Consider the following 23864-nt stretch of genomic DNA (forward strand, 5'->3'; position numbering starts at 1 on the left):
CGAGATACCGGTCCGCCGGGCGCGCAGCGAAAGGGCGCCGGGGGCCACGCAATCGAGTTGAAGAGATCATGAGCCTTACCCCGCATCAGGAAGACCTCGGCGTGCTGCGTTTCATCACGGCAGGCAGCGTTGACGACGGCAAGAGCACGCTGATCGGCCGCCTGCTGTACGACAGCAAGTCGGTGCTGACCGACCAGCTCTCGGCGCTGGCGCGCGCCAAGCACAAGCGCACCGCCGGCGAGGACATCGACTTCTCCCTGCTCACCGACGGCCTCGAAGCCGAGCGCGAGCAGGGCATCACCATCGATGTGGCCTATCGCTACTTCACCACGGCGCGCCGCAAGTTCATCATCGCCGACACGCCGGGACACGAACAATACACGCGCAACATGGTCACCGGCGCGTCGACCGCGCACGCCGCCATCATTCTGGTCGATGCCACGCGCGTGACCGAAGTCGACGGGCGTACCGAACTGCTCGCACAGACCAAGCGCCACAGCGCCATCGTGAAGCTGCTCGGCCTTCAGCACGTCATCGTCGCCATCAACAAGATGGATCTTGTCGACTACAGCGAAACGACGTTCGATGCCATTCGCGCCGCGTATCTGGAGCTCGCGCACCGGCTGGGCCTGCAGGATGTGCGCTTCGTGCCGGTCTCCGCGCTCAAGGGCGACAACATCGTGTACGCGAGCGAGCGCATGCCCTGGTATCAGGACGAGCCGCTGCTCGACGTGCTCGAATCGCTGCCGGTCGCGCAAACGGGCGGCGAGCTGCGTTTCCCGGTGCAACTGGTGGCGCGTCAGGACGGCTCGCACGCCGACGACTTCCGCGGCTACATGGGCCGGGTGGAATCGGGCTCGGTGCGCGTAGGTCAGACGCTGCGCGTGCTGCCCGCCGGGCGCACGGCCACGGTCGGCGAAATCGTCGGTCCGCGCGGCTTGCTCGACGAAGCGTTCGCCGGCCAGTGCGTGACGATTCGTCTGACGGAAGATGTCGACGTGTCGCGCGGCGATACGTTCGTGAGCGCCGAGTCGGCGCTCGCCCCGTCGCGCAAACTGTCGGCGGACGTGTGCTGGTTCGATGAAGACGCCCTGGCCCCGCAGCGCAAGTATCTGCTCAAGCAGGCCACGAGCACGGTGTACGTGAAGGTCGGCAACGTGGACACGGTGCTCGACGTCAGCACGCTCTCGCACGGCACGGACAAGTCGACGCTTGCGATGAACGACATCGGCCGTGTCCAGCTCAGCCTGCAAAAGCCGGTGGCGGCCGACACGTACGACGTCAACCCGGCGACGGGCGCCTTCGTGCTGATCGACGAAGCCACCCATCACACCGTGGCCGCGGGCATGATCCGCGAACTCGTTGCCTGACGCCCCGACGCGCACTGCGCAGGGCGCCGCGCCGGGTCTCGCTCGGTCCCGCTCTGCCTCACCTCGCTCCATCAGCGCTGCCCTGACCCGAATCGCATCATGACGACGCCATCCTCCTCCGCCGCCCTGCCGGGCAAGGTCTATCTGGTGGGCGCCGGCCCCGGCGCGGCCGACCTCATCACCGTGCGCGGCGCTCGCCTGCTCGCGCAGGCCGACGTCGTGCTGCACGACGCACTCGTCGAGCCCGAGATGCTGGCGCTTTGTCCGCAGGCGAAACGGGTGGCCGTGGGCAAGCGCTGCGGCAAGCACTCGAGTGCGCAGCACTTCATCAACAAGCAATTGATCGACCATGCGCGCACGCATGCACTCGTGGTGCGCCTCAAGGGCGGCGACCCCATGCTGTTCGGGCGCGCCGACGAGGAACTGCGCGCGCTGGAAGCGGCGGGCATCGATGTCGAGGTGGTGCCGGGGATCACGGCGGCGCTGGCCAGTGCGGCAACGCTCGGGCGCTCCCTCACCCTGCGCGGCGTGGCCCGCAGCGTTGCATTCGCCACGCAGAGCCGCGCCGCCGATTCCGCGCAGATCTCGGCACAGGCAAGTGCGGACTCGCTCGTCTACTACATGGGGCGCGACGCCGCGCAACGCATCGCCGCCGAATTGATCGGGCAGGGCAAGCCGCGCTCCACGCCGGTGGCCATCGTCGAAGCGGCCACCACGGCGCGGGAGCGCCGCGCGCGACTCTCGCTCGGGGCGCTGGCCGACGGCCTTGCCGCGCCATGGTTCGACGCCTCGCAGCCGAGCGTGCTGCTCATCGGCGAAGTCTTCGCCGATGCGCGTGCGGACGACATTGCGACACCGGTCGCGGACCTGCCTCGCGCCGCGGCCTGATCCGGCGCAAGGGACGAACAGGCGCTGCGCGTCACGCGCGCGCCGAGCCGCGATCCCGCCGCGGTGAACGACGCCGGCCGATCGCCGACAGGCCGGCATTTCGTTCGGGCTCAGAGCTCGAGCGCCTCGCGCACCGACTGGACGCGAAATGAGTCGCGGTAGATGTCCGTCCGACCCAGGCGCTCGGCGTCCACTTCGAGAATATCGACGAGCGGCGGTGTCCCATCGGTGGGCTGCCCATAAGCATGCGCTGCGTCGCTCAGATGCTCGCGGGCCAGGTCGAGCAGCGCCTCGGGGTCGTGATGGATCACCATGCCCGTGTCGGGATCGAGGAAGTAGTAGCTCGCGGCACCGCGCGAGTTGACGCTCCTGCCCAGCAGATAGCGACGTGCGCCGATGTTCAGTTCGTACGCCAGCGACGTGTCGGGCGCGCGCTCGAACAGCGTGGTGAATTCGGGCCCCAGGGCGCCCGGAGCGGCGGGCACTTCGCGCATTCCACCCTCGACGTTTCCGATCCAGCTCAAATCTCCCATCAACGGCTCTGACGCCTGCGGCGGCAGACGCGCGAGCATGTTGAAGCGTTGCACGACCAGATGCGGGGTGCCTCGCAGCCCGGCAACGGCGGTTGCCCGCACCAGCCCCGCGCGGATATGGCTCAGAAACACGCGTGGCGATTGCGTGATCTGAATATAGCCCGCACCGACGGCTCGCGCGCGTTGCTCGAGAGAGCCGACGGCGATCACCGCGCTGGAATCGAACAGGTTCTGCAACTCACCGATACGTCCGGCAAGCGTGCCAAGGGTCTCGACGTCGTCGATGGCCGGATCCAGAAATTCCAGTTTGAGCAGGCGAAGCTGCCAGCGAATGCGCTCTGCCGGCAGACGCTGACCCTGAAGCGCCTGCGCCGTGGTCACGGCACGCCGGGCGTCGTCGAAGCGGCGGTTCCGAAGCGATGTCAAGGCATCGAACCGTCGGCGAAATCCCTGTTCGATGCGCCATGCAATGAGCGGATCGTCGAGCGGCGGCGCGGCGCTGTCGCCCGGCGAAACGGTGTGCCAGTGCCCCCCGGACGACAGGCGTGCAAGCGGGCCGTCGGCGGCGACGCCGGTGGCCCGCTCGGCGGGAACCAGCCGGAAGAAGCCCGTTGCGGGGTCGAACTCGATGTAGGCGCGTGTCGCCATGTCGACCGAGGCGTACAGTCGCCCGGCGCTTCGATGGAGCCCCGGGATCAGCCGCTCGTCGCGGTTTGGCGCTTCTTCGACAAAATACCGAAACTTCGCGTCGCCGGTCAGGAAGCCCAGCGCCCTGAATCTCGCCAATGCGATGCCCTGGCTGCCGACTGCGGAGAGCATCGAACGCCACCCCTGGTGGCGCAGATCGTCGCGGTCGGTGGCGACGCCCACGATTTCGCCCACGGCGCCCAGCGCCAGGTCCAGCATCGAGATGCCGATGCCGACGGGACGCGTTGCGGGCAACACCCAGCTTCCCAGGCCGAACGCCAGATCGGCGTTCGCGATGGCGCCCATGACGTTCAGCCAGCGCGCGCCGTTGCCGGACTCGGCGTCGTCGGCCAGCGTGTGCGTGGACAGCCGCCGGTAGGCGTCGGTCATGAGCGCGAAGGTGTCCTCCGGCTGCGACACGGCAGCCCCAAGGGCGTCGGGGCCGCGACCGGCAAGCCAGTCGCCGGCCACGGCGGCCGATGAGGCGGGCGAGCCGGTGGACGAAGCGGCGGGCGAAGCAAATGTACGGGCCAGCTTGCGCCGGGTCTCGTCATCCCGGGTCTGCGACAGGAACCACGCGTCGAGTGCCCGACGGCTCTCGAAGCCGTGCACTTGCAGACCGTCCGGATAGGCGGCGAGCAGTAACTTCGCGTCGCGTCGCGGCGCGCCGATCATCAGCAACGTCGACGCGCGCCCTTGCACGGTAAGCCACTCGCGCCGGACATTTGGCGCGGGAATGCGTTGACCGAGTTGTGCGGCGTCGAGTCGCGGCAATTCGATCGGCCCGGCAATGCGCGCCGCGATGTTGGCCTGCTCGACCGAAAGCGTCCTGGTTGCGCGTTGCAGCCACACTTGCGCGATGAACTCGCTCTTGAGCACGCTTCGCACCTCGCGCCGATGCGCATGCCAGAACGCTTCGAACGCTTCGATTGCCTGCTGGGCGTAGCCCTGCGGCGTCACGTCCGCAAGCAGCTCCCGGGCACCGGGCGCTGGGGCTTCGCCGTCTCGTCGCAAGGGCACCATGGCGATTGCCGTGCGCGTCGCAGGTTGCAAGAGCTGTCCGGTGGCGGTGGTCCGCGGCGAGGTCATCTTCGTCATCGTCGCGTTCGTGAGCGAGACCGTGACCGGCGGCTCCGACAACGTGACGTAGACATCGTCGGGATCGACGTCGGCCAGCCCACGCCGCGCGAGCATCGCCCTCGCAAGCCGGCGAGCCATGGTCTCTGGCGTGGGGATCGCCATCGACAGCGAGGCGCGCAGGCGCTGGATGCGCTCGATGTACTGGATGTCCCGCAGGCCGACGAGCGGAGTCCGCGAGGCTGCGGACGACCCGTCGGCCTGGCGCGCGGCGTACCAGCGCTCCAGCGCCTGCTCGATCGCGGCATTGGGCTCGCCGCTCAGCCATCGGCAATAGTCGTCGACGCGCGCGGGTGTCGCGGGCGCCACGAGCACGAGCGGCGCTTCGGCATCCATGACCGCCAACGTGGCCTGCCGCGCGATTTGCATCGGCGCCGTCGCGGTGCCGTCGCCGAGGCCCGACGTGAGCCCGCCGGTCTGTGCTGACCGGCGGAACGTGTCGGGTGTGCGCGCGAGCAGCGTGTCGCGCAAGCCACCGAGGTTTCGGGCGATGGCGTCGTGCAACGCATCGGGCGAATCGAAGGCGCGCCATGCCAGCGGCTCGCCCATGAGATAGAGCAGTGCGATGCCGTCGCGGGCATGCTGGGTGATCACGAATGTGCCCGCGGGCGTGGCATGGTGTGTCGACCCGCCAGCATCGAGCGACAGTTGCAACGCATGCGCGTGACTGGCGGTCCCCGCAATGCCCGGAATGAGCGCGGCGACGAGGGCATGTCTAGCCGTCTGCACCGCCGTGCGAGATACCAGGCCGTAGGCATTGGCCATCGCGAGGTCGCTCAGTGCGAGGGCGGTTTGCAGCGCGTGCGTGAGCTCGCTGTTCGCATCGTCCGCCAGCCGCGCGGGTACGGTCCAGGTCATGTTCGCCCGCGCCTGGCACCGGACGCCCCATTGCGTCACGATCATCATCCAGCGCGAGGCCGTGAGCAACGTGGGCGCCTCGTAGACGGCGCCCACCGGCGTTTCCTGACTGACGTCGAACGTCACGTCGGCCGCATGTGCCGTGATGTCCAGCTCGCCGCGCACGATCCGTTCGGCGGCGTCGTACAGGCGCCAGTACTTGACGGCCTTGTGGCGCTGCGCCCCCGCGATCGATCGGTGCCGACGCAGTCTGAGCGTACCCGGATCGATCCCCTCGAGGCTGGCTTGGGCTTCCAGCAGGTCTTCGAGCAACTGTTCTTTGTCGGCCGGCATGGCGAACGCCATCAACGGCGCGAATGTCTTGTGCAATTCGCTCTGCACGGCATTGCGGTGACGCCACGCATTGGCCGAATCCACCAGTTGCCGTACCGCTGGTGAGCTCGTCAGAAAGGTGACATCGTCGGCCCGTGGCGGCGCGGACCATGCGGCCGAGCGAAGCACGATGCCCGGCGTGCGGAACGCTCCCGCCCCGGCGGCTTCGGCGCCCGGCAGTCGGAGCGCGGCCAGCGACGCGATGGCCGCGCCGATGTCCTTCACAAAGTTCACCAGTCGCGCCTGCGCGCCGTCGATCGGCACCGGCCGTGCCTGCCTCGGCGTGACGCGATGTGACTCGGGCTCGCTCGGGGGCAACGATGTGCCTGTCGCCGACGCCTGACTCGCTTCGCATGCCGCGCCGCCGGATGGCGTGCGCGCTTGTCGCGGCGTCGGATCTGGCACGTGCTCACCGCGCGCGAGGGTAGCCGGCGCGATCGCGATGGCGGTCCCGTTGGTGGGTGCGCCATGTCGGGTCCTGGCCACGCAATGCTGCTGCGGCAGCAGCGACGACGCGTATAGTGCCCCGAGCAGGTAGCCGGTCTTGCCCGCGCAGGTGAAGTCGAGCGATGGCGCCGGCGAGGTAGCGTCGCCGTCGTGACCCGCATCCCGGCGCGCGCGCCGATGCGACGGGGTGGCACCCGCCCCCATTTGTGCGGCCTTAACGATCGCGTCGCACATCCCGTGGCGCCAGTTGGACGAGACGCGTTGCCAGTCGCCCCACCGCCCGATCTCCGGCACGTTGGCAACCGAGCGATTCAGCGAGCGCGAGAGACTGCGCCACGTTGACTGGCTCAGCGCGCGCCGGCAGATATCGTCGGGAGATGCCCAGGGGGCGCGGTCGCGCAATTTTTGTCCCGCCATGCGCACGGCGTGAAGTACCAGGAAGAAGGGCATCTCGTCGACGTATGGCTCGACGTGACCGGTCACGACGTGGGTGAGAAGATCGATCTCGTGCGCGGCGACACCGGCGTCGGTCAGCGATCGTCGTACCTCGGAAGCCATGCCGCCTACCGACGAGGGGGCGCACGACATGCCGATGACTCTGGAGCCTTGCGTGCACATGAGCAACGTCTGACGGAAGGTCTCCCGGGATGCGGCGTGCAAATCGGCCGATGCGCCGCCGGCGGGCGCCCGGATGGATGGGCGGGAGGCGGCGGCGCAGGGTCTGGGGGCAGGGGCGGTGGCATGCATGCGTTGGCTCGCTCCGTCATGTTTCCGAGCGGCGGCGATGCGACGGCATGCGGGAACCCTCGCGCGGAATCGGCTGCGCCAGCAGCGCAAGGAGGTCTTCCGCCGAATCGAACTCGAGCTCGGCGGCATAAATCAGCGCCAGCTCGAAGCCGGTCCGGCTGGTGCGCAGTGGCGTGCCCGCGAGGGACGCGTGCGCGGACGCATTGTCGAAGCGCTCGGCCGGGTGTGTTCCCGAGAACGGGTCATGCCCCGACCCGAGCCATCGGAAATAGGTGGCCCAATCGACGATTTCGTCTCGCCATGCGTTGAAGTCGGCGCGCCATCCGCCGCCGTATTGCGCGAAGTCCGGCAGGGGCACGTTGGCACGATGCAGCGAGCGCTCGAGGTCGCGTAGCGTGCTCGCGCTCACGGCGCGTCCGATGATCGTATCCACATGTTCCCAGGGCGGGCTGTTCACGATCTTTGCCGGTAGTGTCGCCAGGACATACGGCGCGAGCGCGGGCCGTTCGTCGAAGAGGTCCGCGAGCCGATCCACGTTGTGCGGGTCGAGATCTTCCAGATCGTCGAATGGCACTGCCTCCCTGGCCAGTGCAAGCAACAGGCCGAGCGCGGCACCCGCCTGCGGCGGGGCGTCGAACACGGCGCGGCCGATGTCGGTCAGGCGTTCGAAATGCGCCACCTCCGTCGCGAACCCGACCGGCAGGGGAATCGGCACCACCGCGTCGGATGCCGGCGCGATGATCGAAGCGAACGAAGGGGCTGCGGAGATCAAATGCATGGCTTGCGCTCCAGTCGATGACGAGGATGTCTCGGGGGCATGACCGCGACGAGCGCGTCGCAAGCGCATGCGCCGATGGCGCCGCTGTCGTGCCCAAAGCCGACTCACGCAACGGCGGGCGAGGGGGCGGACGACGGGACGGGCGCAAGGCAAGTCGGAAGGCGTGTCGGCGCGGATCGCTTGGCGTTAGTCTTGCCGAGGCGCCGAGGCGGCGACTTGCAGATTTCGCTTGCGATGCGGGGCTCGCGCGAAGGCTGAGACAGGAGGGGGCGGCACGTCCGCAGGGGCGGATCGTGGCCCCGTTGGCGCAGGATCGGGACGGCGGGTGGGTGGGTGAGGGACGATCGGAGGGGGCGAGCGCCCGGGCCGCTCAGGCGAGATCGAGCGCGTCCGTGCAGTAGGCGGCGAGGGCGAGCAATACGGTGTCGCTTTCGCCTGCCGCGGCGCACAGGCGAATCGACAGCGCCGGATGCGTGGTGCGGCAAGTTTCGACGAGCGCCGGCAGATCGCGCCGCGCGTGAGCGCCTTGACCGAGGAAGATTGGCACCACGGTGATCTCGCGGCTGCCGGCGGCCGCGAGTTCGTCGACGACCTGCGCCAGGCTCGGCGTCATGAGTTCGAGAAACGCGAGCCGGACATCGACGTCGGGGCGCTGCGCGCGCAGCATCTCGCGCAGTCGCTCGAACGGTTCGGCCCAGCGCGGATCGCGCGAACCGTGCGCAAACAGCACGAGACCTGGCTTGTCCGGCATGACGACGTTCCTAGTGCTTGTCCACCCAGCGCAACGCCCCAATGGCGAGCACCAGATAGAGCAATGACGGCAATGCCGCCGTAAACCACGACGGCCACGTGTTGAGCAGCCCCAGATGTGAGAACAGGTTGTTGAGCAACTGGAAGCTCATGCCGAGCATGATCCCGCCGAACACCTTCAGGCCGATGGCCCCCGCGCGGGCGTGCAGATAAGCGAACGGCAGGGCCAGCGCCATCATCACGAATACCGCGAACGGATAGAGCATTTTCTGCCAAAGCGCCAGGCTGTAACGGTCGGTGTTCTGCTGGTTTTCCTTCAGGTGCCCGATGTACTTGTACAGGCTGCCGATGGCCATGTTGTCGGGCGAGACCATCAGCACCGACAGGATCTGCGGCGTGAGCTCCGAGCGCATCTGCACCGTGTCGATATGGACCTGCTTGCTTTGCACGAGGGCGCGCAGCGGATCGGTGCTGGTCGTGGCGGTGTCGGTGGCGGTGAATACCGTCTCGGAGACGTCGGTGAGCTTCCAGAAATTCGGCGCCTCGAACTGGCCCAGCTTGGCCAGGCGCACGCTGTCGAGCCGGAGCTTGTCGTCGAACTCGTAGATGCGCACGTTGGCAATCGTGTTGTCCGGGTTGAGCGTGCCGACGTTGATGAAGCGGGTCACGCGCGAGCCATCCTGATCGACCGTGTCCTTGACCCAGACGCCCGAGCGGAAGCCCGACGACACCGAACTGCCCAACGCCTCGAGACGAATCTTCTGCGCGAGCTGCTCGGCATTGGGCGCGACGTACTCGCCGATGACGAACGTGACGAGCACGATCGGGAACCCGATCTTGAGCAACGAGCGCAGCGCCTGTCCGGTCGAGAGCCCCGATACGCGGAAAATCGTGAACTCCGAGTTCCCGGCCAGTTGCGCGCAGACATAGATGGCGGCGATGAGCGAGGCCACCGGAATGATTTCGTACATGCGCTGCGGTGCGAACAGCAGCACGTAGGCCAGCGCGTGCTGGAAGCGATAACCGCCCCGGCCCACGTCGCCCAGCTCGCTCACGAGGTCGAAGAAGACGAACAGGCCGACGAACGCGAGCAGGACGAAGAGGAACGCCAGGTAAATCTGGCGCGCAAGGTACTTCTCGTAGACGCGCATCATCGGGCGCCTCCGGCGGCGCGCACGGCGCCGTTGCGGCGGCGGCCCAGCAACCCGCGGAAGCGCACACGGCGCACGTACAACAGCACGATGACGAGCAGGGCGAGCGCATGCAGCAGCCATACGCCGATGGCGAGCGGCAGGCGCTCCTGCGCGACGTACGCCTGCGACAGGCTCAGCAGGTTGGTATAGCCCAGATAGATGAGTACGGCCATGACGAGGTTGATGGTGCGGCCGTGTCGCGGATTCTGGTAGGCCAGCGGCACCGCGAGCAGCACCAGCGACAGCGCGAGCAGCGGCAGACCGATGCGCCACACGATTTCCCCGCGGAAGATCGGATTCTGGATCTCGCGGAACAGACGGGCCGTCGGCACGCCCTTGGTCGGGGTGTTGTCGGTGGAGGTGGCGTTCGGATTGTCGATCTTCACGCCGTAGCGCTCGAATTCCATCACGCGGTAATCGGGCTGCCCGGGCACGCCGTCGTAGCGGCGGCCTTTTTCCAGCACGATATAGCGGTTGCCGTCCTTGGCGGTCTCGATATGACCGTCCTTCGAGACGACCACGTTCACCTTGCCGTTCTCGGTTCCCGAGACGAACACGTTGTGCACCTTGGTCGCGTCCGGCGACACGGTCTCGACGAAGAACACGCGATGGCTCGACGCACTCTCGCGGAATTGCCCCGGCGAGATCATCGAGACATCGTCGCGTTGCGCGAAGCGCGCTTCGAGCGCGGCAATCTGCTGGTTCGCCCACGGCCAGGCGACCAGGGCGCAGAACGTGATGACGGCCAGATAGGGCGCGGCGAAGCGCAGCACCGGCTTGATGAAATCGGTGATGGACAATCCCGAGGCGAACCACACGACCATTTCCGAATCGCGGTACCAGCGGGTAAGGACGAAAAGGATCGAGACGAACAGCGTCACGATCAGAATGACGGCAAGGTAGCCGATCACGGCCAGGCCGATGAGCACGAGCACGTCGCGCGGGTCGGCTTTCCCCGACGCGGCGAAACCCAGGATGCGGATCATCATGGTGGTGAGCATGACGGTGATCAGCACCATGAAGACGGCCCCGGCGGTGTAGTTCAGCTCGCGCTGCAGGGAACGCTGAAAAATCATGTGATGACGATAGGGGTGCTCTCGCGGTTGGGCGAGCGGGGAAAAAAGCGGATAATTGCGGCTCGTACGAATTTTACCCGAGGAAAGCGCGATGGACTTTAGCACAAAAGCCTTCGATTCGACCAAGGCGGGCCAGGCCGGTCTTGCCAACGCAAAGACCGAGTGTCTGGTGGTGGGCGTGTTCGAGCAGCAACCGCTCGCCGGCCTTGCCAAGGCGCTCGACGCCGCGAGCAAGGGTCTGCTCGCGCGCATGGTCAAGCGCGGCGAACTCGACGGCAAGCTCGGCAGCACGCTGATGCTGCACGAGGTCGCCGGCTGGAGCCCGGCACGTGTGCTGTTCGTCGGCCTCGGTCGTGAAGACAAGCTTTCGCAAAAGGCGTTCAACGAAGCCACGCGCGCCGCCGCGCGCGCCGTGCTCGCCTCGCGCGCCGTCGACGCCCTGTGGACGCTGCCCCAGGCGACGGTCACGGCCCAGAACGCCGCCTGGGCGGTGCGCGCCTCGGTGATCGCGCTGCGCGACGCCACCTATCGTTTCACCCAGATGAAGAGCAAGGCCGAACCGTCGAACACGGTGCTGCGCAAGGTCGTCTTCGCCGTCGCGCCCGACGAACTCAAGGCCGCCAGGGTCGCTGCGCGGCATGGCGAGGCGATCGCCAACGGCATGGCGCTCACCAAGGACCTGGGCAATCTGCCGGGCAACGTCTGCACGCCCACGTATCTGGCCGACACCGCCCGCAAGCTGGCGCGCGAATTCAAGCTCAAGGCCGAGATCCTCGGGCCGAAGCAGATCGAGGCACTCAAGATGGGGTCGTTCCTGTCGGTGGCGCGCGGCTCGGTTCAGCCACCCCAGTTCATCGTGCTCAAGTACGAGGGCGGACCCGCCAGGCAGGCGCCGATCGTGCTGGTCGGCAAGGGAGTGACGTTCGACACGGGCGGCATCTCGCTCAAGCCGGGCGAGGCCATGGACGAGATGAAATACGACATGTGCGGCGCCGGTTCCGTGCTCGGCACGATCCGTGCGGTCGCCGAGATGGGCCTGAAGCTCAACGTCATCGCGGTCGTGCCGGCCACGGAGAACATGCCGGGCGGAAAGGCGACGAAACCGGGCGACGTGGTCACCAGCATGTCTGGCCAGACCATCGAGGTGCTCAATACCGACGCCGAAGGCCGTCTGATCCTGTGCGACGCGCTCACCTACGCCGAGCGCTTCAAGCCGGCGGCCGTGATCGATGTCGCCACGCTCACGGGCGCCTGCATCATCGCGCTGGGTCATGTGAACTCGGGCCTGTTCTCCAAGAGCGACGCGCTGGCCGACGAACTGCTGGCCGCCGGCCGTGCGACGGGCGACACGGCCTGGCGTCTGCCGGTCGAGGAGGAGTACCAGGAGCAGCTCAAGTCGAACTTCGCCGACGTGGCGAACATCGGCGGGCGCCCGGCCGGCAGCGTGACGGCGGCCTGCTTCCTGGCGCGCTTCACCGAGAAATACGAGTGGGCTCACCTGGACATCGCCGGTACGGCATGGAAGAGCGGGGCAGCCAAGGGCGCGACGGGCCGTCCGGTGCCGTTGCTCACGCAGTTCCTGATCGATCGCGAAGCCCGGTGACGCGCGTCGACTTTCACACCCATGTGCCGAACCGGGTCGAGTATGCGTGCCGGTTCGCGCGCAAGGTCTACGGCGCCGGTCAGACCCTCGTGGTCGTCGGCGAGCCGGACGTGCTCAAGGCGTTCGACCAGACGCTGTGGACTTTCTCGCCGCTCGAGTTCGTGCCGCATTGCTTCACTCAGGACCCGCTCGCCGCGCAAACGCCCGTGGTGCTCGCCGCGCCCGATGAGCCCGCACAGCATCATCAGGTGCTGCTCAATCTCGCGGGCGTGGTACCCACGCACTTCGCGCGCTTCGAACGCGTGGTGGAAATCGTCGGCGACGCCCCCGACGAGCTCGCCGGCGCACGCGAGCGGTACCGCTTCTATCGCGATCGCGGCTACACCCTGAACAACTACGACCAACGAGGCTGACCGTGACGAACGAGCCCGAGCGCACCGACCCCGGCATCCCCACGCTGACCGAAGTGCTCGCGCCCGGCGAGGCGGCGCCGTCGCCTCCGGGGCACACGTCCGCGGCGACTTCCGCCCCGGAGCAGGGCGTGCCCGCCGACGTCGCCGTTTTCGCCGAACGCGTCAGCGCGCGGCTTACGTTGCAACTGGCCGACGAGATCACGACGATGGTGGAGCGCCGTTGTCACGACGCGCTGATCGACCAGACGTCATGGCTGGTCCAGTTGATCGGCAAGCAGGTGGCCGACGCGCTTCAGGCGCAGTTGCCCGACCGGATCCGGCAGGCGGTCATCGAAGAAGTCGCCAAGCAGGTGCGCTCGCAGGGCTGAGCCGAGGCGGCTAGCGCGACATGCCCAGAATCCAGCGCGCCAGGCGGTTGGCCTCGCCCGGCGCGAGCTGCAAACCGGCGGGCATCGGCAGGCTGCCCCATTTTCCCCGGCTGCCGTCGGCGATGGAGCGCGCGAGTTCCTCGGCGGCGCCCGGCTTGCCCGCGTAGCGTTTGGCAATGTCCCGGTACGACGGCGCGAGCAGCGTGCGGTCGGTGGCGTGACATGTCATGCAGTTGCGGGCGCGCGCGAGCGATTCGATCGCGCGCGCGTCGGACTTGTCCTGTGCATCGAAGGCGGGCGACGCGCCGGTCTGCGCGAACGCGGCGCTTGCCGCGATCATCAACCAGGCACCGACCATCGCGCCCGCAGGTTTACCGGTAGTGGTTTTCATTGGCTACGTATGTCCGGAAAGTCGCCGGCAGGCCCCGGGGGCAGCCGGGCCGGGTCGGCATGGCGCCGCCTGCCCGGCAGCCTTTCGTCTTTCTTGTCTGCCGGTCTCGAAACGTCTGGCCGGAATATAGCATTTGTCGTCGCTCGGCCGGTGCAACGAAAAAGCGGCACGTCCGTCGCTGTCGACGAGCGTGCCGCGGGGTGATCCAATGCGACAGAGGCGCGAACCGTCTCCGTGGACGTGACGCTCAGCCTGTCGCGCCGCCCTTGTTGGCCGGTTGCGCGAGCGCGGCGTACTTGGCCAGCACACCACGCGTGTAGCGCGGCGCCGGTGCTTTCCACGCCGCGCGACGCCGGGCGAGTTCATCGTCAGGCACGTTCAACTGCAACAGCAACCGGTGCGCATCGATGGTGATCGAGTCGCCCTCGTGCACCAGCGCGATGGTGCCGCCCACGAATGCCTCCGGCGCGACATGCCCGACCACCATGCCCCATGTGCCGCCGGAGAACCGCCCGTCGGTGATGAAGCCGACCGACTCGCCGAGTCCCTTGCCGATGATGGCCGACGTCGGCGCCAGCATCTCCGGCATGCCGGGGCCGCCCTTCGGGCCGAGATAGCGCAGCACGAGAATGTCGCCCGCCTGGATCCTGTCGCCGAGGATTGCGTCCATCGCGCTTTGTTCGTCGTCGAACACGCGCGCCGGCCCCGTGATGATGGGGTTCTTCAGACCGGTGATCTTGGCCACCGCGCCGTCTTCGGCGAGGTTGCCCTTGAGAATGGCGAGGTGGCCTTCCTTGTAGAGCGCCTTGTCGATCGGGAAGATCACGTGCTGGTCGGCGCGCGGCACCGACGGCACGTCCTTCAGTTCCTCGGCGATCGTGCGGCCGGTGATCGTCATGCAGTCGCCGTGCAGCAGCCCGGCGTCGAGCAGGATCTTCAGCACCTGAGGAATGCCGCCCGCCTTGTGCAGGTCAGTCGCCACGTACTTGCCCGAGGGCTTCAGATCGCAGATGACCGGCACGCGTGCGCGAATGCGTTCGAAGTCCTCGATGCGCCACTCGACGTCCGCCGCGTGCGCGATGGCCAGATAGTGGAGCACGGCGTTCGTCGACCCGCCGGTCGCCATGATGAGCGCCACGGCGTTTTCGATGGATTTGCGCGTGATGATGTCGCGCGGCTTGAGGTCCTTCCTGACGGCTTCGACGAGTACGCGGGCCGATTCGGCGGCCGAGTCGACCTTCTCCTGATCGGGGTTGGCCATGGTCGACGAATACAGCAGCGACATGCCCAGCGCCTCGAACGAGGAGCTCATCGTGTTGGCCGTGTACATGCCGCCGCACGAACCGGTCGACGGGCAGGCGTTTTTCTCGATGCCCTTGAAATCGGCTTCGGTCATGCGTCCGGCCGTGAACTCGCCCACGGCCTCGAACGAGGAGACGATGGTGAGATCCTTGCCCTTCCAGTTGCCCGGCTTGATGGTGCCGCCGTAGACGTAGATGCCGGGCACGTTGATGCGCGCGAGGGCGATCATGCCGCCGGGCATGTTCTTGTCGCAGCCGCCAATCACGACCACGCCGTCCATCCACTGGCCCTGCACGGCGGTCTCGATGCAGTCGGCGATGACTTCGCGCGAGACGAGCGAGTACTTCATGCCCTCCGTGCCCATCGACATGCCGTCGGAAATGGTCGGGGTGCCGAATATCTGAGGGTTGGCCTGATGGCGCTTGATGGCGTCGACGGCGGCGTCCGCCAGTCGTTGCAGCCCCGCGTTGCACGGGGTGATCGTGGAGTGGCCGTTGGCCACGCCGATCATCGGATTGTCGAAGTCTTCTTCCTGATAGCCCAGCGCGTAGTACATCGAGCGGTTGGGCGAGCGCGCCACGCCTTGCGTGACGTTTCGCGAACGACGGTTGAATGCCATGACGGTCTCCTGTGGGGATGCGCTTGGCCACCCTCGACTGCCGCAGCGTTGCGCATAGGTGTTGTTGTATCACGCTGCCGGGCCGGCAGCACCCCCGGGTTCACCGGGAGTGCCGCCGCGCGGCGTCAGCCGCGCTTGGCCGTCTTCAACTGCGACAGATCGCGCACGGCGCCGCGGTCGGCCGAGGTAGCCAGCGCGGCGTAGGCCTGCAGGGCCTGAGACACCACGCGCTCGCGGTTCGCCGGCTGCCATGCCTTGTCGCCACGGGCTTCCATGGCGGCGCGGCGGCGCGCCAGTTCGTCGTCGGACACGGCCAGATGCATCTTGCGCTGCGTGATGTCGATCTCGATCACGTCACCGTCCTCGACCAGGCCGATGGTGCCGCCCTCGGCCGCTTCCGGCGACGCGTGGCCGATCACCAGTCCCGACGAGCCGCCCGAGAAGCGGCCGTCGGTGAACAGGGCGCAGGTCTTGCCCAGGCCCTTCGATTTCAGATACGAGGTCGGGTAGAGCATTTCCTGCATGCCGGGGCCGCCTTTCGGGCCTTCATAGCGAATGACGACCACGTCGCCCGGCTGGACCTTGTCGCCAAGAATCCCTTCGACGGCGTCGTCCTGGCTCTCGAACACGCGGGCGCGACCCGTAAAGACCCATTGCGACTCGTCCACGCCGGCCGTCTTCACGATGCAGCCCTTCTCGGCGAGGTTGCCGTACAGCACGGCCAGGCCGCCGTCCTTGGTGTAGGCGTGCTCCTTGTCGCGAATGCACCCCGTTTCACGGTTCAGGTCGAGCGCCGGATAGGTCGACGACTGGCTGAATGCGATGGTCGTGGGCACGCCGCCCGGCGCGGCGCTGTAGAACGTCTGCGCGCGATCGTTGGCGCTGTTCTTCACGTCCCAGGCGTCGATGGCGTTGCCGAGCGTGCCGCTGTGCACGTTGCCGCACGAGGTGTCGAGCAGTCCGCCGCGGGCGAGCTCGGCCAGAATGCCGATGATGCCGCCTGCGCGGTGCACGTCTTCGATGTGGTACTTGTCGGTCGCCGGCGCGGCCTTGCACAGGCAAGGCACGTTGCGCGAGATGCGGTCGATGTCCGCCATCTTGAAGTCCACGCCCGCTTCCTGCGCGGCGGCAAGCAGGTGCAGCACCGTGTTGGTGGAGCCGCCCATGGCGACGTCGAGCGCCATGGCGTTCTCGAACGCGGCCTTGGTGGCGATGTTGCGCGGCAGCACCGAGGCGTCGTCTTCCTGGTAGTAGCGACGACACAGGTCGACCACGAGGCGGCCCGCCTGCTCGAACAGGCCGCGACGCCAGGCGTGCGTGGCCACGATGGTGCCGTTGCCCGGCAGGGCCAGGCCGATGGCTTCGGTCAGGCAGTTCATCGAGTTGGCGGTAAACATGCCCGAGCACGAGCCGCACGTCGGGCAGGCGCTGCGCTCGACTTCGGCGACTTCGGCGTCGCTGACCTTCGGATCGGCGGCCTTGATCATGGCGTCGATCAGGTCGATCTTGGCGATCACCTGTCCGTCGCCCGACTTGACCTTGCCGGCCTCCATCGGACCGCCCGAGACGAACACGACCGGGATGTTCAGGCGCATGGCGGCCATGAGCATGCCCGGGGTGATCTTGTCGCAGTTGGAAATGCAGACCATGGCGTCGGCGCAGTGCGCGTTGACCATGTATTCCACCGAGTCGGCGATCAGCTCGCGCGAGGGCAGCGAGTACAGCATGCCGCCATGCCCCATGGCGATGCCGTCATCCACGGCGATGGTGTTGAATTCCTTGGCCACGCCGCCCGCCGCCTCGATCTCCTTGGCGACGATGGCGCCCAAATCGCGCAGGTGCACGTGACCCGGCACGAACTGCGTGAAGGAGTTCACCACGGCGATGATCGGCTTGCCGAAGTCGCCGTCTTTCATGCCGGTGGCGCGCCACAGGGCGCGGGCGCCGGCCATGTTGCGGCCGTGGGTGGAGGTGCGGGAACGGTATTCAGGCATGGTCGTCTCTGTAACGCTGGGCTTGTGGGTCGGGGCCGTCAAGGCTCTGTTCGGACGTCAAGATTCGTCTTTCCTCGAATGCTTGTCAAATATATTATTTGACTTGGATTGAGTCGAAAAAAATATCATGGATTTACGTCAACTTCGATACTTCGTGGCGGTGGCCGAGGAGCGGCATTTCGGGCGCGCGGCACAGCGGCTGTCGATGACGCAGCCGCCACTCTCGCAACAGATCCGGGCGCTCGAAGCGTCGCTCGGCGCACCGCTCTTCGTGCGCACCAATCGCTCGGTGGAACTCACCGCCGTGGGGCGCCAGCTGCTGCCCGAGGTGCGGCGCATTCTGGCGGACGCCGAGGCCTTGCCCGCACTGGCGCAGGGCCTGGCGCACGGCGAGGTGGGCACGCTCGCGCTGGGCTTCGTCTCGACGGCCGATTACGGCATCCTGCCGCCGCTGTTGCGCGAGTTCGGGCAGCGCTACCCGCGCGTGCGCCTGCAACTGCTCGAGGCGACGAGCGACGTCCAGGTCGAGGCGCTCATGGACGGGCGAATCGACGCCGGGCTTTTCATCCCGCCCGTGCCGGCGCGCTACGCCAACGAACTGTCGTACCTGCCCATCGTGCGCGAGCCGCTGATGCTGGCGCTGCCTGCCGGACCGGACGGCAATGCCGACGCCACGGCATCGGGCGCGGCGGTGAGTCTGGCCGATTACGCCGACGAGCCGCTCGTGATCTTCCCGCGTCGCGTGGCGCCAGCGTTCCACGACATCATCATGGGCTGCTACGCGGCGCTCGGGCTCACGCCCCGCGTGGGACAGGAGGCGATCCAGATGCAGACCATCGTCAGTCTCGTGTCGGCCGGCATGGGCGTGGCGCTGGTGCCGCAGTCGCTTTGCCATCTGCGCCGCACCGGCGTGACCTATCGCGCGCTGCGCGAGTCCAGCACGCTCATCGAGACAGGACTGCTCTGGCGCACCGCGGAGGTCTCGCCGGTACTCCACGGCTTTCTCGAGACGGCGCGCGCGGTGGCGCACACGCCGCCGGGCGCGACCCTGTTCGCCTGAGCCTCGGTCTTGCCGCGGCGCCTCGATCGGCCTGCCGCGATGGCACGGGCTCGTGGTATTGTGCTGGCCATCCCGTGCACATGCACCGGCTCGCGGGCGCCGGCGCTTCATGCGCGCTCGACAATATGTCGTAACAGACGACGCGCCGCCCGTTCGTCGTCAGGCGGAACTTTTGTTCACGAATCGATTCTTCTGATCCATGCTGATTCATCCTCAATTCGACCCGGTCGCGATTCATCTCGGCCCGCTCGCCATCCGCTGGTACGGCCTGATGTATCTGGTCGGCTTCATCCTTTTCCTGCTCGTGGGCCGGCTGCGCGTGCGCCAGCCTTCCATTGCCGCGCAAGGCTGGAAGGCGCAGGATCTCGACGACATGCTGTTCTACGGCGTACTCGGCGTCATTCTTGGCGGACGGCTGGGCTATGTGTTCTTCTACAAGCCGGCGTTCTATCTGGCGAATCCGCTCGACATCTTCAGGGTGTGGGAAGGCGGCATGTCGTTTCACGGTGGCTTTCTCGGCGTACTCGTCGCGATGTGGCTGTTCACGCGCCGTCGCGGTCAATCGCTGCTCGCGGGCACCGATCTCATCGCGCCGATGATTCCGCTCGGCCTCGCCGCCGGCCGTCTGGGCAACTTCATCAATGGCGAGCTGTGGGGCCGCGTGACGTCGCCCGACTCGCGCTTCGCCATGCTGTTCCCGCAAGCCGCCGCGGAAGACGCCCAGTGGGTGTTCGCGCATCCGCAGGCGATGGCCGATCAGGCCATGGCCACCGTGTTCGCCCAGTTCCACGGCCTGCCTCGCTATCCCTCGCAGTTGTTCGAGTTCGCGCTCGAAGGCGTGGCGCTGTTCCTGCTGCTGTGGATCTTCGCGCGTCGTGCGCGTCCGATCGGTGCGGTCTCGGGCATGTTCCTCGTCGGCTACGGGACGTTCCGTTTCCTCGCCGAATTCACGCGTGAGCCGGATGCCTTCCTTGGTCTGCTCTCGTTCGGCCTGTCGATGGGACAGTGGCTGTCGATGCCGATGATCGTGGCGGGCATCGCCATGCTGGTGTGGTCGTACCGCCGCCGTCCGGTGGGGTCGCCCGCCTGACACGCCCCCGTCGGGCATCGAACACGAACCAAGGGCCGCCGGAGTTTCGCTCCGGCGGCCCTTTGCTTTGCGTGCATGACACGACGTCGGCACCCCGCCGGGCGCTAACTCGCCTTGCGCTCCAGGGCGCGCAACGAGGCCATCAGATCCGCGAATCGTTCGCCCTGCACGGTGACGTGCCCACGCAGATGCTCGGACGCGGCGTCGGCGTCGCCCGCTTCGATGGCACGAAACACGGCGTCGTGTTCGGAGAAGGACTGGTGTGGCCGATCGCGCACGCGAAGCTGCAGGCGACGGTAGACGCGCAGACGCCGGTGCAGTTGCAATGCCGTTTCCTGCAGATAGGCGTTGTGGCTTGCCTGATAGATGAGCGCATGGAAGTGCGCATTGACCTCGTAATAGGTGTCGATGTCGCGCGCCTCGGCGGCCGCGCGGCTGGCCTCGTGCGTGGCGCGCAGCTCGGCGAGTTCCTCATCGGTGATGCGGCGCGCGGCGAGCCGTCCGCACATCGACTCGAGTTCCGCCATCACCTCGAACATCTCGCACAGCCGCTGCGGGTCGATCTGGGCGACAACCGCACCCCGGCGAGGCCGGATCTCGATCACGCCTGACGACGCCAACTGAATCAGCGCTTCGCGCAGGGGGGTGCGCGACACGCCGAACGCGGTGGCGAGTTCGACTTCGTCGAGGCGCATGCCGGGGGGGTACTCGCCCACGGCAATCTTCTCCTCGATCGCCTGTCGCAGCGCTTCGGATCGCTTCGGTTTTACCGTCATGACGCTCTCGCTCGGTCCGGATTCGGCCCCGTCGATAGGGGAGACATGGAATGCATGGCTGTCAAAGTAACGCGCGCGCCTCGGCTTGAAGATCGGGGTTTACGCGAAAAATGTATTTTTTAATCGGCCAATTTGTATACACGATTTTCGTTTAACTATACGATTTCATTCCGAGAGCGGCAACTCGCGCCCTCGAAACGTCAGAAAAACAAGCAGTCATCCGTACATGCAGTGCCGGTGGGCCGGTGATGCACCCGGGGCGGGTTTTGCGACTCGCGTCGGGAGATGTCAGCACCTGGCTTCGCCGGTTCATCACTGACACAAGTGACAGGAGACGCCATGGAGACAAACCATTCCCCGCTTCGGCGGCAACTCATGCTCGGTGCCGCTTCGGCGCTGGCGACCGGCGCGATGGCCGGTCCGTGGGGCAGTGCATTCGCGCAGTCCGGCCCGCTCAAGATTTCCCATCAATTCCCCGGCGGCACGCTCACGGAAGGTGACTTCCGCGACCGGCTGTGCCGCAAGTTCGCGCAGGAAGTCGAGAAGCGCACCAACGGCGCGCTGAAATTCCAGATCTATCCGGGCAGCTCGCTCATGAAGACCAACGCGCAGTTCTCCGCGCTGCGGCGTGGCGCGCTCGATCTTTCGCTCTACCCGCTGCCCTATGCGGGAGGCGAGGTTCGCGAGCTCAACATCGGTTTGATGCCTGGTCTGGTGACCTCGTACGCGCAGGGCGCCGCCTGGCGCAACGGCGAGATCGGCAAGGTGCTGACCAATGTGCTCGCCGAGAAGAACGTGGTGATCGTGAGCTGGGTCTGGCAGGCGGGCGGCGTGGCCAGCCGGGCCAGGCCGCTTGTGACGCCCGATGACGCCAAGGGGCTCAAGGTGCGCGGCGGCAGCCGCGAGATGGACATGATGCTCAAGGAGGCGGGGGCGGCCGTCATTTCGTTGCCGTCCAACGAACTCTACGCGGCCATGCAGACGGGCGCGATGGATGCGGCGATGACGTCGTCGACGAGTCTGATGTCGTTCCGTCTGGAAGAGGTCTCGAAGCACCTGACCACGGGGCGCAACAAGTCGTACTGGTTCATGCTCGAGCCGCTGCTCATGTCCAAGCAGGTCTTCGACAAGCTGCCCAAGGACCAGCAGCAGGTGATCCTGCAAGTGGGCGCGGAGCTCGAGGCGTTCGGCACGCAGGCCGCCAAGGCGGACGATGCGCAGATCGCCAGCGTCTACACGAAGGCCGGCGCCAAGGTCTATGACCTCGACGAGGCCACGGTAATGAAGTGGCGCGAGATTGCCGAGCGCACCGCGTGGAAGGATTACGCGAGCAAGTCGGACACCTGCGCGAAGCTGCTCGACCTCGCCAAGAAGGTGCCTGCATGAGCGGGGCTGCCGTGAGCGCGGAACCTGCGGTGGCGCGCACGCGCATGCTGCGGCGGCTCGACGCCTGGCTCCAGGGCGTGAGCCGTTTGCTGATGGCCGTGTGCATGGTGGCGCTCGTGGGGGCCGCGCTGGTGCTGAGCTACAGCGTGTTCGCCCGCCATGTGCTCAAGCTCGCCACCGACTGGCAGGACGAAGCCGCGGTTTTCCTGCTGGTGGGGGCGACCTTCGTTTCCGCCGCTCACGTGCAGCATCTGCGAGGACACATCGGCATCGAGGCGATCACCACGCTGCTCTCGGCGCGCGTGAATCGCGTGCGGCGCTGGGTGGTGGACATCGTCACCTTCGCCTTTTGCGCCTTTTTCGCGTGGAAATCCTGGACGCTGTTCTGGGAGGCCTATGTCGACGGCCAGACGAGCAGTTCGACGTGGGGGCCGCCGCTGTCGATTCCCTACGGGTTGATGGCCTTCGGCATGAGCCTGCTCTCGGTGCAGTTGCTGTTGCAGGTGGCCATCGGCGCATGCGAGCTGGGCCGGCATGACGGGGGGCGCGCGCATGGCGTGGACGCCGCCGCGCCAACGAAGGATCGGACGGGAGGCCATGCATGAGCGAGCTCGGTATCGGATTGCTGTACGGGGGCGCCACGCTGGTCGTCATGTTCTCCGGCATGCCCATTGCGTTCGCCCTCGGGGCGGTCGCCGTGGCGTTCATGTTCGGGTTCATGCCCGCGTCTTCGCTCGACACGATCACGCAGAACGTCTACGAGGAGATGGCCAGCATCACGCTGCTGTCGATCCCGCTGTTCATCCTGAAGGGAGCGGCCATCGGCAAGTCGCGTGCCGGACAGGATCTGTATCTCGCGCTGCACGCGTGGATGCGTCGAATTCCCGGGGGGCTGGGCATTGCCAACGTGTTCGCCTGCGGGTTGTTCGCGGCCATGGCGGGCTCGAGTCCTGCGACATGTTCGGCGATCGGCAGCGCGGGCATTCCGGAGATGCGCCAGCGCGGCTACTCGCCGGGCTTTGCCGCCGGGATCATCGCCGCGGGCGGCACGCTGGGCATTCTGCTGCCCCCGTCGATCACGATGATCCTGTACGCCGTGGCCGCGGAGCAGTCGCTGGGCCGCCTGTTCCTCGCGGGGATCGTCCCCGCGCTGCTGCTCGTGGGGTTGTTCTCCTGTTACGCGGCGTGGCGCTACCGGCGCGAGTACGGAGCGGCGCAGGCGGCGCTCGCGCGCGATGGCACGCCGTCGCCGTTTCCCGCCGAGCCGCCGGCAACCCTGCGCGAGAAGCTGGCGCTGCTGCCGCGCGTGCTGCCGTTCGTCACGCTGCTCATCGGGGTGATGGCGGCACTGTACGGCGGCTATGCCACGCCGTCGGAGACGGCCGGACTTGGCGGCCTGCTCGCGCTCGCCCTCATCGCGGTGATCTACCGGATGTGGACGCCGCGCCAGATCGCACCGATCCTGACCGGCACGCTGCGCGAGTCGACCATGCTCATGTTCATCATTGGCATGTCGCTGCTCTACTCCTACGTGATGAGCTATCTGCACATCAGCCAGTCCGCGGCGCAGTGGATCGTGGGACTGCATCTGTCGCGCTGGGTGCTGCTTACGGCGATTTTGCTGATGGTCGTGGTGCTCGGCTTCTTCCTGCCGCCGGTGAGCATCATCCTCATGACCGCACCGATCATCCTGCCCCCGCTGCGCGACGCCGGCTTCGACCTCGTGTGGTTCGGCGTGGTCATGACGATCGTGATGGAACTGGGGTTGATCCATCCGCCCGTGGGGCTCAACATATTCGTCATCAAGAACACGGCGCCCGATATCGCCTTGCGAGACATCGTCTGGGGGGTGCTTCCGTTCGTGGTGCTGATGGTGCTTGCCGTCGTTCTCATCTGTCTGATGCCCGGTCTGTCGCTGTGGCTTCCCGATCAGCTGATGGGGTGAAGTGTCTTGCCATGTGAGGAAACGTCATGAAGGATGCGCCGCTGATGTCTGCCATGTCCGCTGTATTCGCTACGTCGGCCT

The 23864-nt window shown here is 67.0% G+C and carries 19 protein-coding genes; 10 read left to right on the plus strand and 9 right to left on the minus strand.

Annotated features, from left to right (window positions below):
• Positions 1-68: 68 nt before the first annotated feature.
• Together W930_RS0116960 and cobA are read left to right on the plus strand one after the other, a co-directional pair.
• Positions 69-1370, plus strand: a complete 1302-nt coding sequence (locus W930_RS0116960) for a sulfate adenylyltransferase subunit 1 (protein WP_023597181.1) — start codon at positions 69-71, stop codon at positions 1368-1370.
• 99 nt (positions 1371-1469) lie between these two features.
• Positions 1470-2258 carry a uroporphyrinogen-III C-methyltransferase gene (cobA, locus tag W930_RS27840; protein ID WP_023597180.1) on the plus strand — a complete coding sequence of 263 codons (789 nt, stop codon included), beginning with the start codon at positions 1470-1472 and terminating at the stop codon, positions 2256-2258.
• A 110-nt stretch (positions 2259-2368) separates the two neighbouring features.
• On the opposite strand, the gene W930_RS0116970 is transcribed toward cobA, so the two are convergent.
• The 5 genes from W930_RS0116970 to lptF all read right to left on the minus strand — a co-directional run bounded on the left by W930_RS0116970 (position 2369) and on the right by lptF (position 10836).
• Positions 2369-6850: a dermonecrotic toxin domain-containing protein gene (locus W930_RS0116970; protein ID WP_023873436.1), complete on the minus strand. Its 4482-nt coding sequence runs from the start codon at positions 6848-6850 to the stop codon at positions 2369-2371.
• A 205-nt stretch (positions 6851-7055) separates the two neighbouring features.
• Positions 7056-7817 carry a hypothetical protein gene (locus W930_RS0116975; RefSeq protein WP_023597178.1) on the minus strand — a complete coding sequence of 254 codons (762 nt, stop codon included), beginning with the start codon at positions 7815-7817 and terminating at the stop codon, positions 7056-7058.
• 370 nt (positions 7818-8187) lie between these two features.
• A complete protein-coding gene (locus tag W930_RS0116980) occupies positions 8188-8568 on the minus strand; it encodes a sirohydrochlorin chelatase (protein ID WP_023873437.1) in 381 nt (126 codons plus the stop codon).
• Between the two features lie 10 nt (positions 8569-8578).
• Complete coding sequence (lptG, locus tag W930_RS0116985; RefSeq protein ID WP_023873439.1) at positions 8579-9718, minus strand: LPS export ABC transporter permease LptG; 1140 nt, start codon at positions 9716-9718, stop codon at positions 8579-8581.
• On the minus strand, positions 9718-10836 hold the full coding sequence (gene lptF / locus W930_RS0116990; protein WP_023597175.1) for an LPS export ABC transporter permease LptF: 1119 nt from the start codon (positions 10834-10836) through the stop codon (positions 9718-9720). Before lptF ends, lptG begins: the two co-directional genes overlap by 1 nt.
• Positions 10837-10927: 91 nt before the next feature.
• Here lptF and W930_RS0116995 point away from each other — a divergent pair, with 91 nt between their 5' ends.
• From W930_RS0116995 to W930_RS29240, 3 genes are read left to right on the plus strand one after another with little or no spacing between them, the layout of a single operon-like run.
• Positions 10928-12439 (plus strand): leucyl aminopeptidase, encoded by a 1512-nt coding sequence (locus tag W930_RS0116995; RefSeq protein ID WP_023597174.1) that lies wholly within the window; start codon positions 10928-10930, stop codon positions 12437-12439.
• The gene (locus W930_RS0117000) at positions 12436-12852 is read left to right on the plus strand and encodes a DNA polymerase III subunit chi (RefSeq protein WP_023597173.1); all 417 of its coding nucleotides are present in this window, start codon (positions 12436-12438) and stop codon (positions 12850-12852) included. Before W930_RS0116995 ends, W930_RS0117000 begins: the two co-directional genes overlap by 4 nt.
• 2 nt (positions 12853-12854) lie before the next feature.
• Positions 12855-13220: a DUF2486 family protein gene (locus W930_RS29240; protein ID WP_023597172.1), complete on the plus strand. Its 366-nt coding sequence runs from the start codon at positions 12855-12857 to the stop codon at positions 13218-13220.
• A 10-nt stretch (positions 13221-13230) separates the two neighbouring features.
• Here the strand turns inward: W930_RS29240 and W930_RS0117010 are convergent, their stop codons facing one another.
• The 3 genes from W930_RS0117010 to ilvD (W930_RS0117020) all read right to left on the minus strand — a co-directional run bounded on the left by W930_RS0117010 (position 13231) and on the right by ilvD (W930_RS0117020) (position 17526).
• Positions 13231-13611, minus strand: a complete 381-nt coding sequence (locus W930_RS0117010) for a c-type cytochrome (protein WP_141571010.1) — start codon at positions 13609-13611, stop codon at positions 13231-13233.
• Between the two features lie 247 nt (positions 13612-13858).
• Positions 13859-15532: a dihydroxy-acid dehydratase gene (gene ilvD, locus W930_RS0117015; RefSeq protein WP_023597170.1), complete on the minus strand. Its 1674-nt coding sequence runs from the start codon at positions 15530-15532 to the stop codon at positions 13859-13861.
• A 125-nt stretch (positions 15533-15657) separates the two neighbouring features.
• The gene (gene ilvD / locus W930_RS0117020; RefSeq protein ID WP_023597169.1) at positions 15658-17526 is read right to left on the minus strand and encodes a dihydroxy-acid dehydratase; all 1869 of its coding nucleotides are present in this window, start codon (positions 17524-17526) and stop codon (positions 15658-15660) included.
• 127 nt (positions 17527-17653) lie between these two features.
• On the opposite strand from ilvD (W930_RS0117020), the gene W930_RS0117025 reads away from it, so the two are divergent.
• Positions 17654-18586, plus strand: coding sequence for a LysR family transcriptional regulator (locus W930_RS0117025; protein ID WP_023597168.1), 933 nt, complete (start codon positions 17654-17656; stop codon positions 18584-18586).
• Between the two features lie 199 nt (positions 18587-18785).
• Positions 18786-19676 carry a prolipoprotein diacylglyceryl transferase gene (gene lgt / locus W930_RS0117030; RefSeq protein WP_023597167.1) on the plus strand — a complete coding sequence of 297 codons (891 nt, stop codon included), beginning with the start codon at positions 18786-18788 and terminating at the stop codon, positions 19674-19676.
• Positions 19677-19780: 104 nt separating this feature from the next.
• Here the strand turns inward: lgt and W930_RS0117035 are convergent, their stop codons facing one another.
• Positions 19781-20452: a GntR family transcriptional regulator gene (locus tag W930_RS0117035; RefSeq protein WP_023597166.1), complete on the minus strand. Its 672-nt coding sequence runs from the start codon at positions 20450-20452 to the stop codon at positions 19781-19783.
• 339 nt (positions 20453-20791) lie between these two features.
• Here W930_RS0117035 and dctP point away from each other — a divergent pair, with 339 nt between their 5' ends.
• From dctP to W930_RS0117050, 3 genes are read left to right on the plus strand one after another with little or no spacing between them, the layout of a single operon-like run.
• A complete protein-coding gene (gene dctP, locus W930_RS0117040) occupies positions 20792-21838 on the plus strand; it encodes a TRAP transporter substrate-binding protein DctP (RefSeq protein ID WP_031627368.1) in 1047 nt (348 codons plus the stop codon).
• Positions 21835-22443: a TRAP transporter small permease gene (locus tag W930_RS0117045; RefSeq protein WP_023873443.1), complete on the plus strand. Its 609-nt coding sequence runs from the start codon at positions 21835-21837 to the stop codon at positions 22441-22443. The genes dctP and W930_RS0117045 overlap by 4 nt, the downstream gene beginning before the upstream one ends.
• Positions 22440-23783, plus strand: a complete 1344-nt coding sequence (locus W930_RS0117050; protein ID WP_023597163.1) for a TRAP transporter large permease — start codon at positions 22440-22442, stop codon at positions 23781-23783. The genes W930_RS0117045 and W930_RS0117050 overlap by 4 nt, the downstream gene beginning before the upstream one ends.
• Positions 23784-23864 lie beyond the last annotated feature (81 nt).

It is taken from the genome of Pandoraea sp. E26 (assembly GCF_000681415.1).
Classification (GTDB): Bacteria; Pseudomonadota; Gammaproteobacteria; order Burkholderiales; family Burkholderiaceae; genus Pandoraea; species Pandoraea pnomenusa.

Excerpts from the sequence above, each read along its gene's own strand:
- lptF (WP_023597175.1), bottom strand. The coding sequence starts at position 10,836 with ATGATTTTTCAGCGTTCCCTGCAGCGCGAGCTGAACTACACCGCCGGG.
- W930_RS0116995 (WP_023597174.1), top strand. The coding sequence starts at position 10,928 with ATGGACTTTAGCACAAAAGCCTTCGATTCGACCAAGGCGGGCCAGGCC.
- lgt (WP_023597167.1), top strand. The coding sequence starts at position 18,786 with ATGCTGATTCATCCTCAATTCGACCCGGTCGCGATTCATCTCGGCCCG.
- dctP (WP_031627368.1), top strand. The coding sequence starts at position 20,792 with ATGGAGACAAACCATTCCCCGCTTCGGCGGCAACTCATGCTCGGTGCC.
- W930_RS0116960 (WP_023597181.1), top strand. The coding sequence starts at position 69 with ATGAGCCTTACCCCGCATCAGGAAGACCTCGGCGTGCTGCGTTTCATC.
- lptG (WP_023873439.1), bottom strand. The coding sequence starts at position 9,718 with ATGCGCGTCTACGAGAAGTACCTTGCGCGCCAGATTTACCTGGCGTTC.
- ilvD (WP_023597169.1), bottom strand. The coding sequence starts at position 17,526 with ATGCCTGAATACCGTTCCCGCACCTCCACCCACGGCCGCAACATGGCC.
- W930_RS0117045 (WP_023873443.1), top strand. The coding sequence starts at position 21,835 with ATGAGCGGGGCTGCCGTGAGCGCGGAACCTGCGGTGGCGCGCACGCGC.
- W930_RS0117035 (WP_023597166.1), bottom strand. The coding sequence starts at position 20,452 with ATGACGGTAAAACCGAAGCGATCCGAAGCGCTGCGACAGGCGATCGAG.
- W930_RS0116970 (WP_023873436.1), bottom strand. The coding sequence starts at position 6,850 with ATGGCTTCCGAGGTACGACGATCGCTGACCGACGCCGGTGTCGCCGCG.
- cobA (WP_023597180.1), top strand. The coding sequence starts at position 1,470 with ATGACGACGCCATCCTCCTCCGCCGCCCTGCCGGGCAAGGTCTATCTG.
- W930_RS0117050 (WP_023597163.1), top strand. The coding sequence starts at position 22,440 with ATGAGCGAGCTCGGTATCGGATTGCTGTACGGGGGCGCCACGCTGGTC.
- W930_RS0117025 (WP_023597168.1), top strand. The coding sequence starts at position 17,654 with ATGGATTTACGTCAACTTCGATACTTCGTGGCGGTGGCCGAGGAGCGG.
- ilvD (WP_023597170.1), bottom strand. The coding sequence starts at position 15,532 with ATGGCATTCAACCGTCGTTCGCGAAACGTCACGCAAGGCGTGGCGCGC.
- W930_RS0116980 (WP_023873437.1), bottom strand. The coding sequence starts at position 8,568 with ATGCCGGACAAGCCAGGTCTCGTGCTGTTTGCGCACGGTTCGCGCGAT.
- W930_RS0117010 (WP_141571010.1), bottom strand. The coding sequence starts at position 13,611 with ATGAAAACCACTACCGGTAAACCTGCGGGCGCGATGGTCGGTGCCTGG.
- W930_RS0116975 (WP_023597178.1), bottom strand. The coding sequence starts at position 7,817 with ATGCATTTGATCTCCGCAGCCCCTTCGTTCGCTTCGATCATCGCGCCG.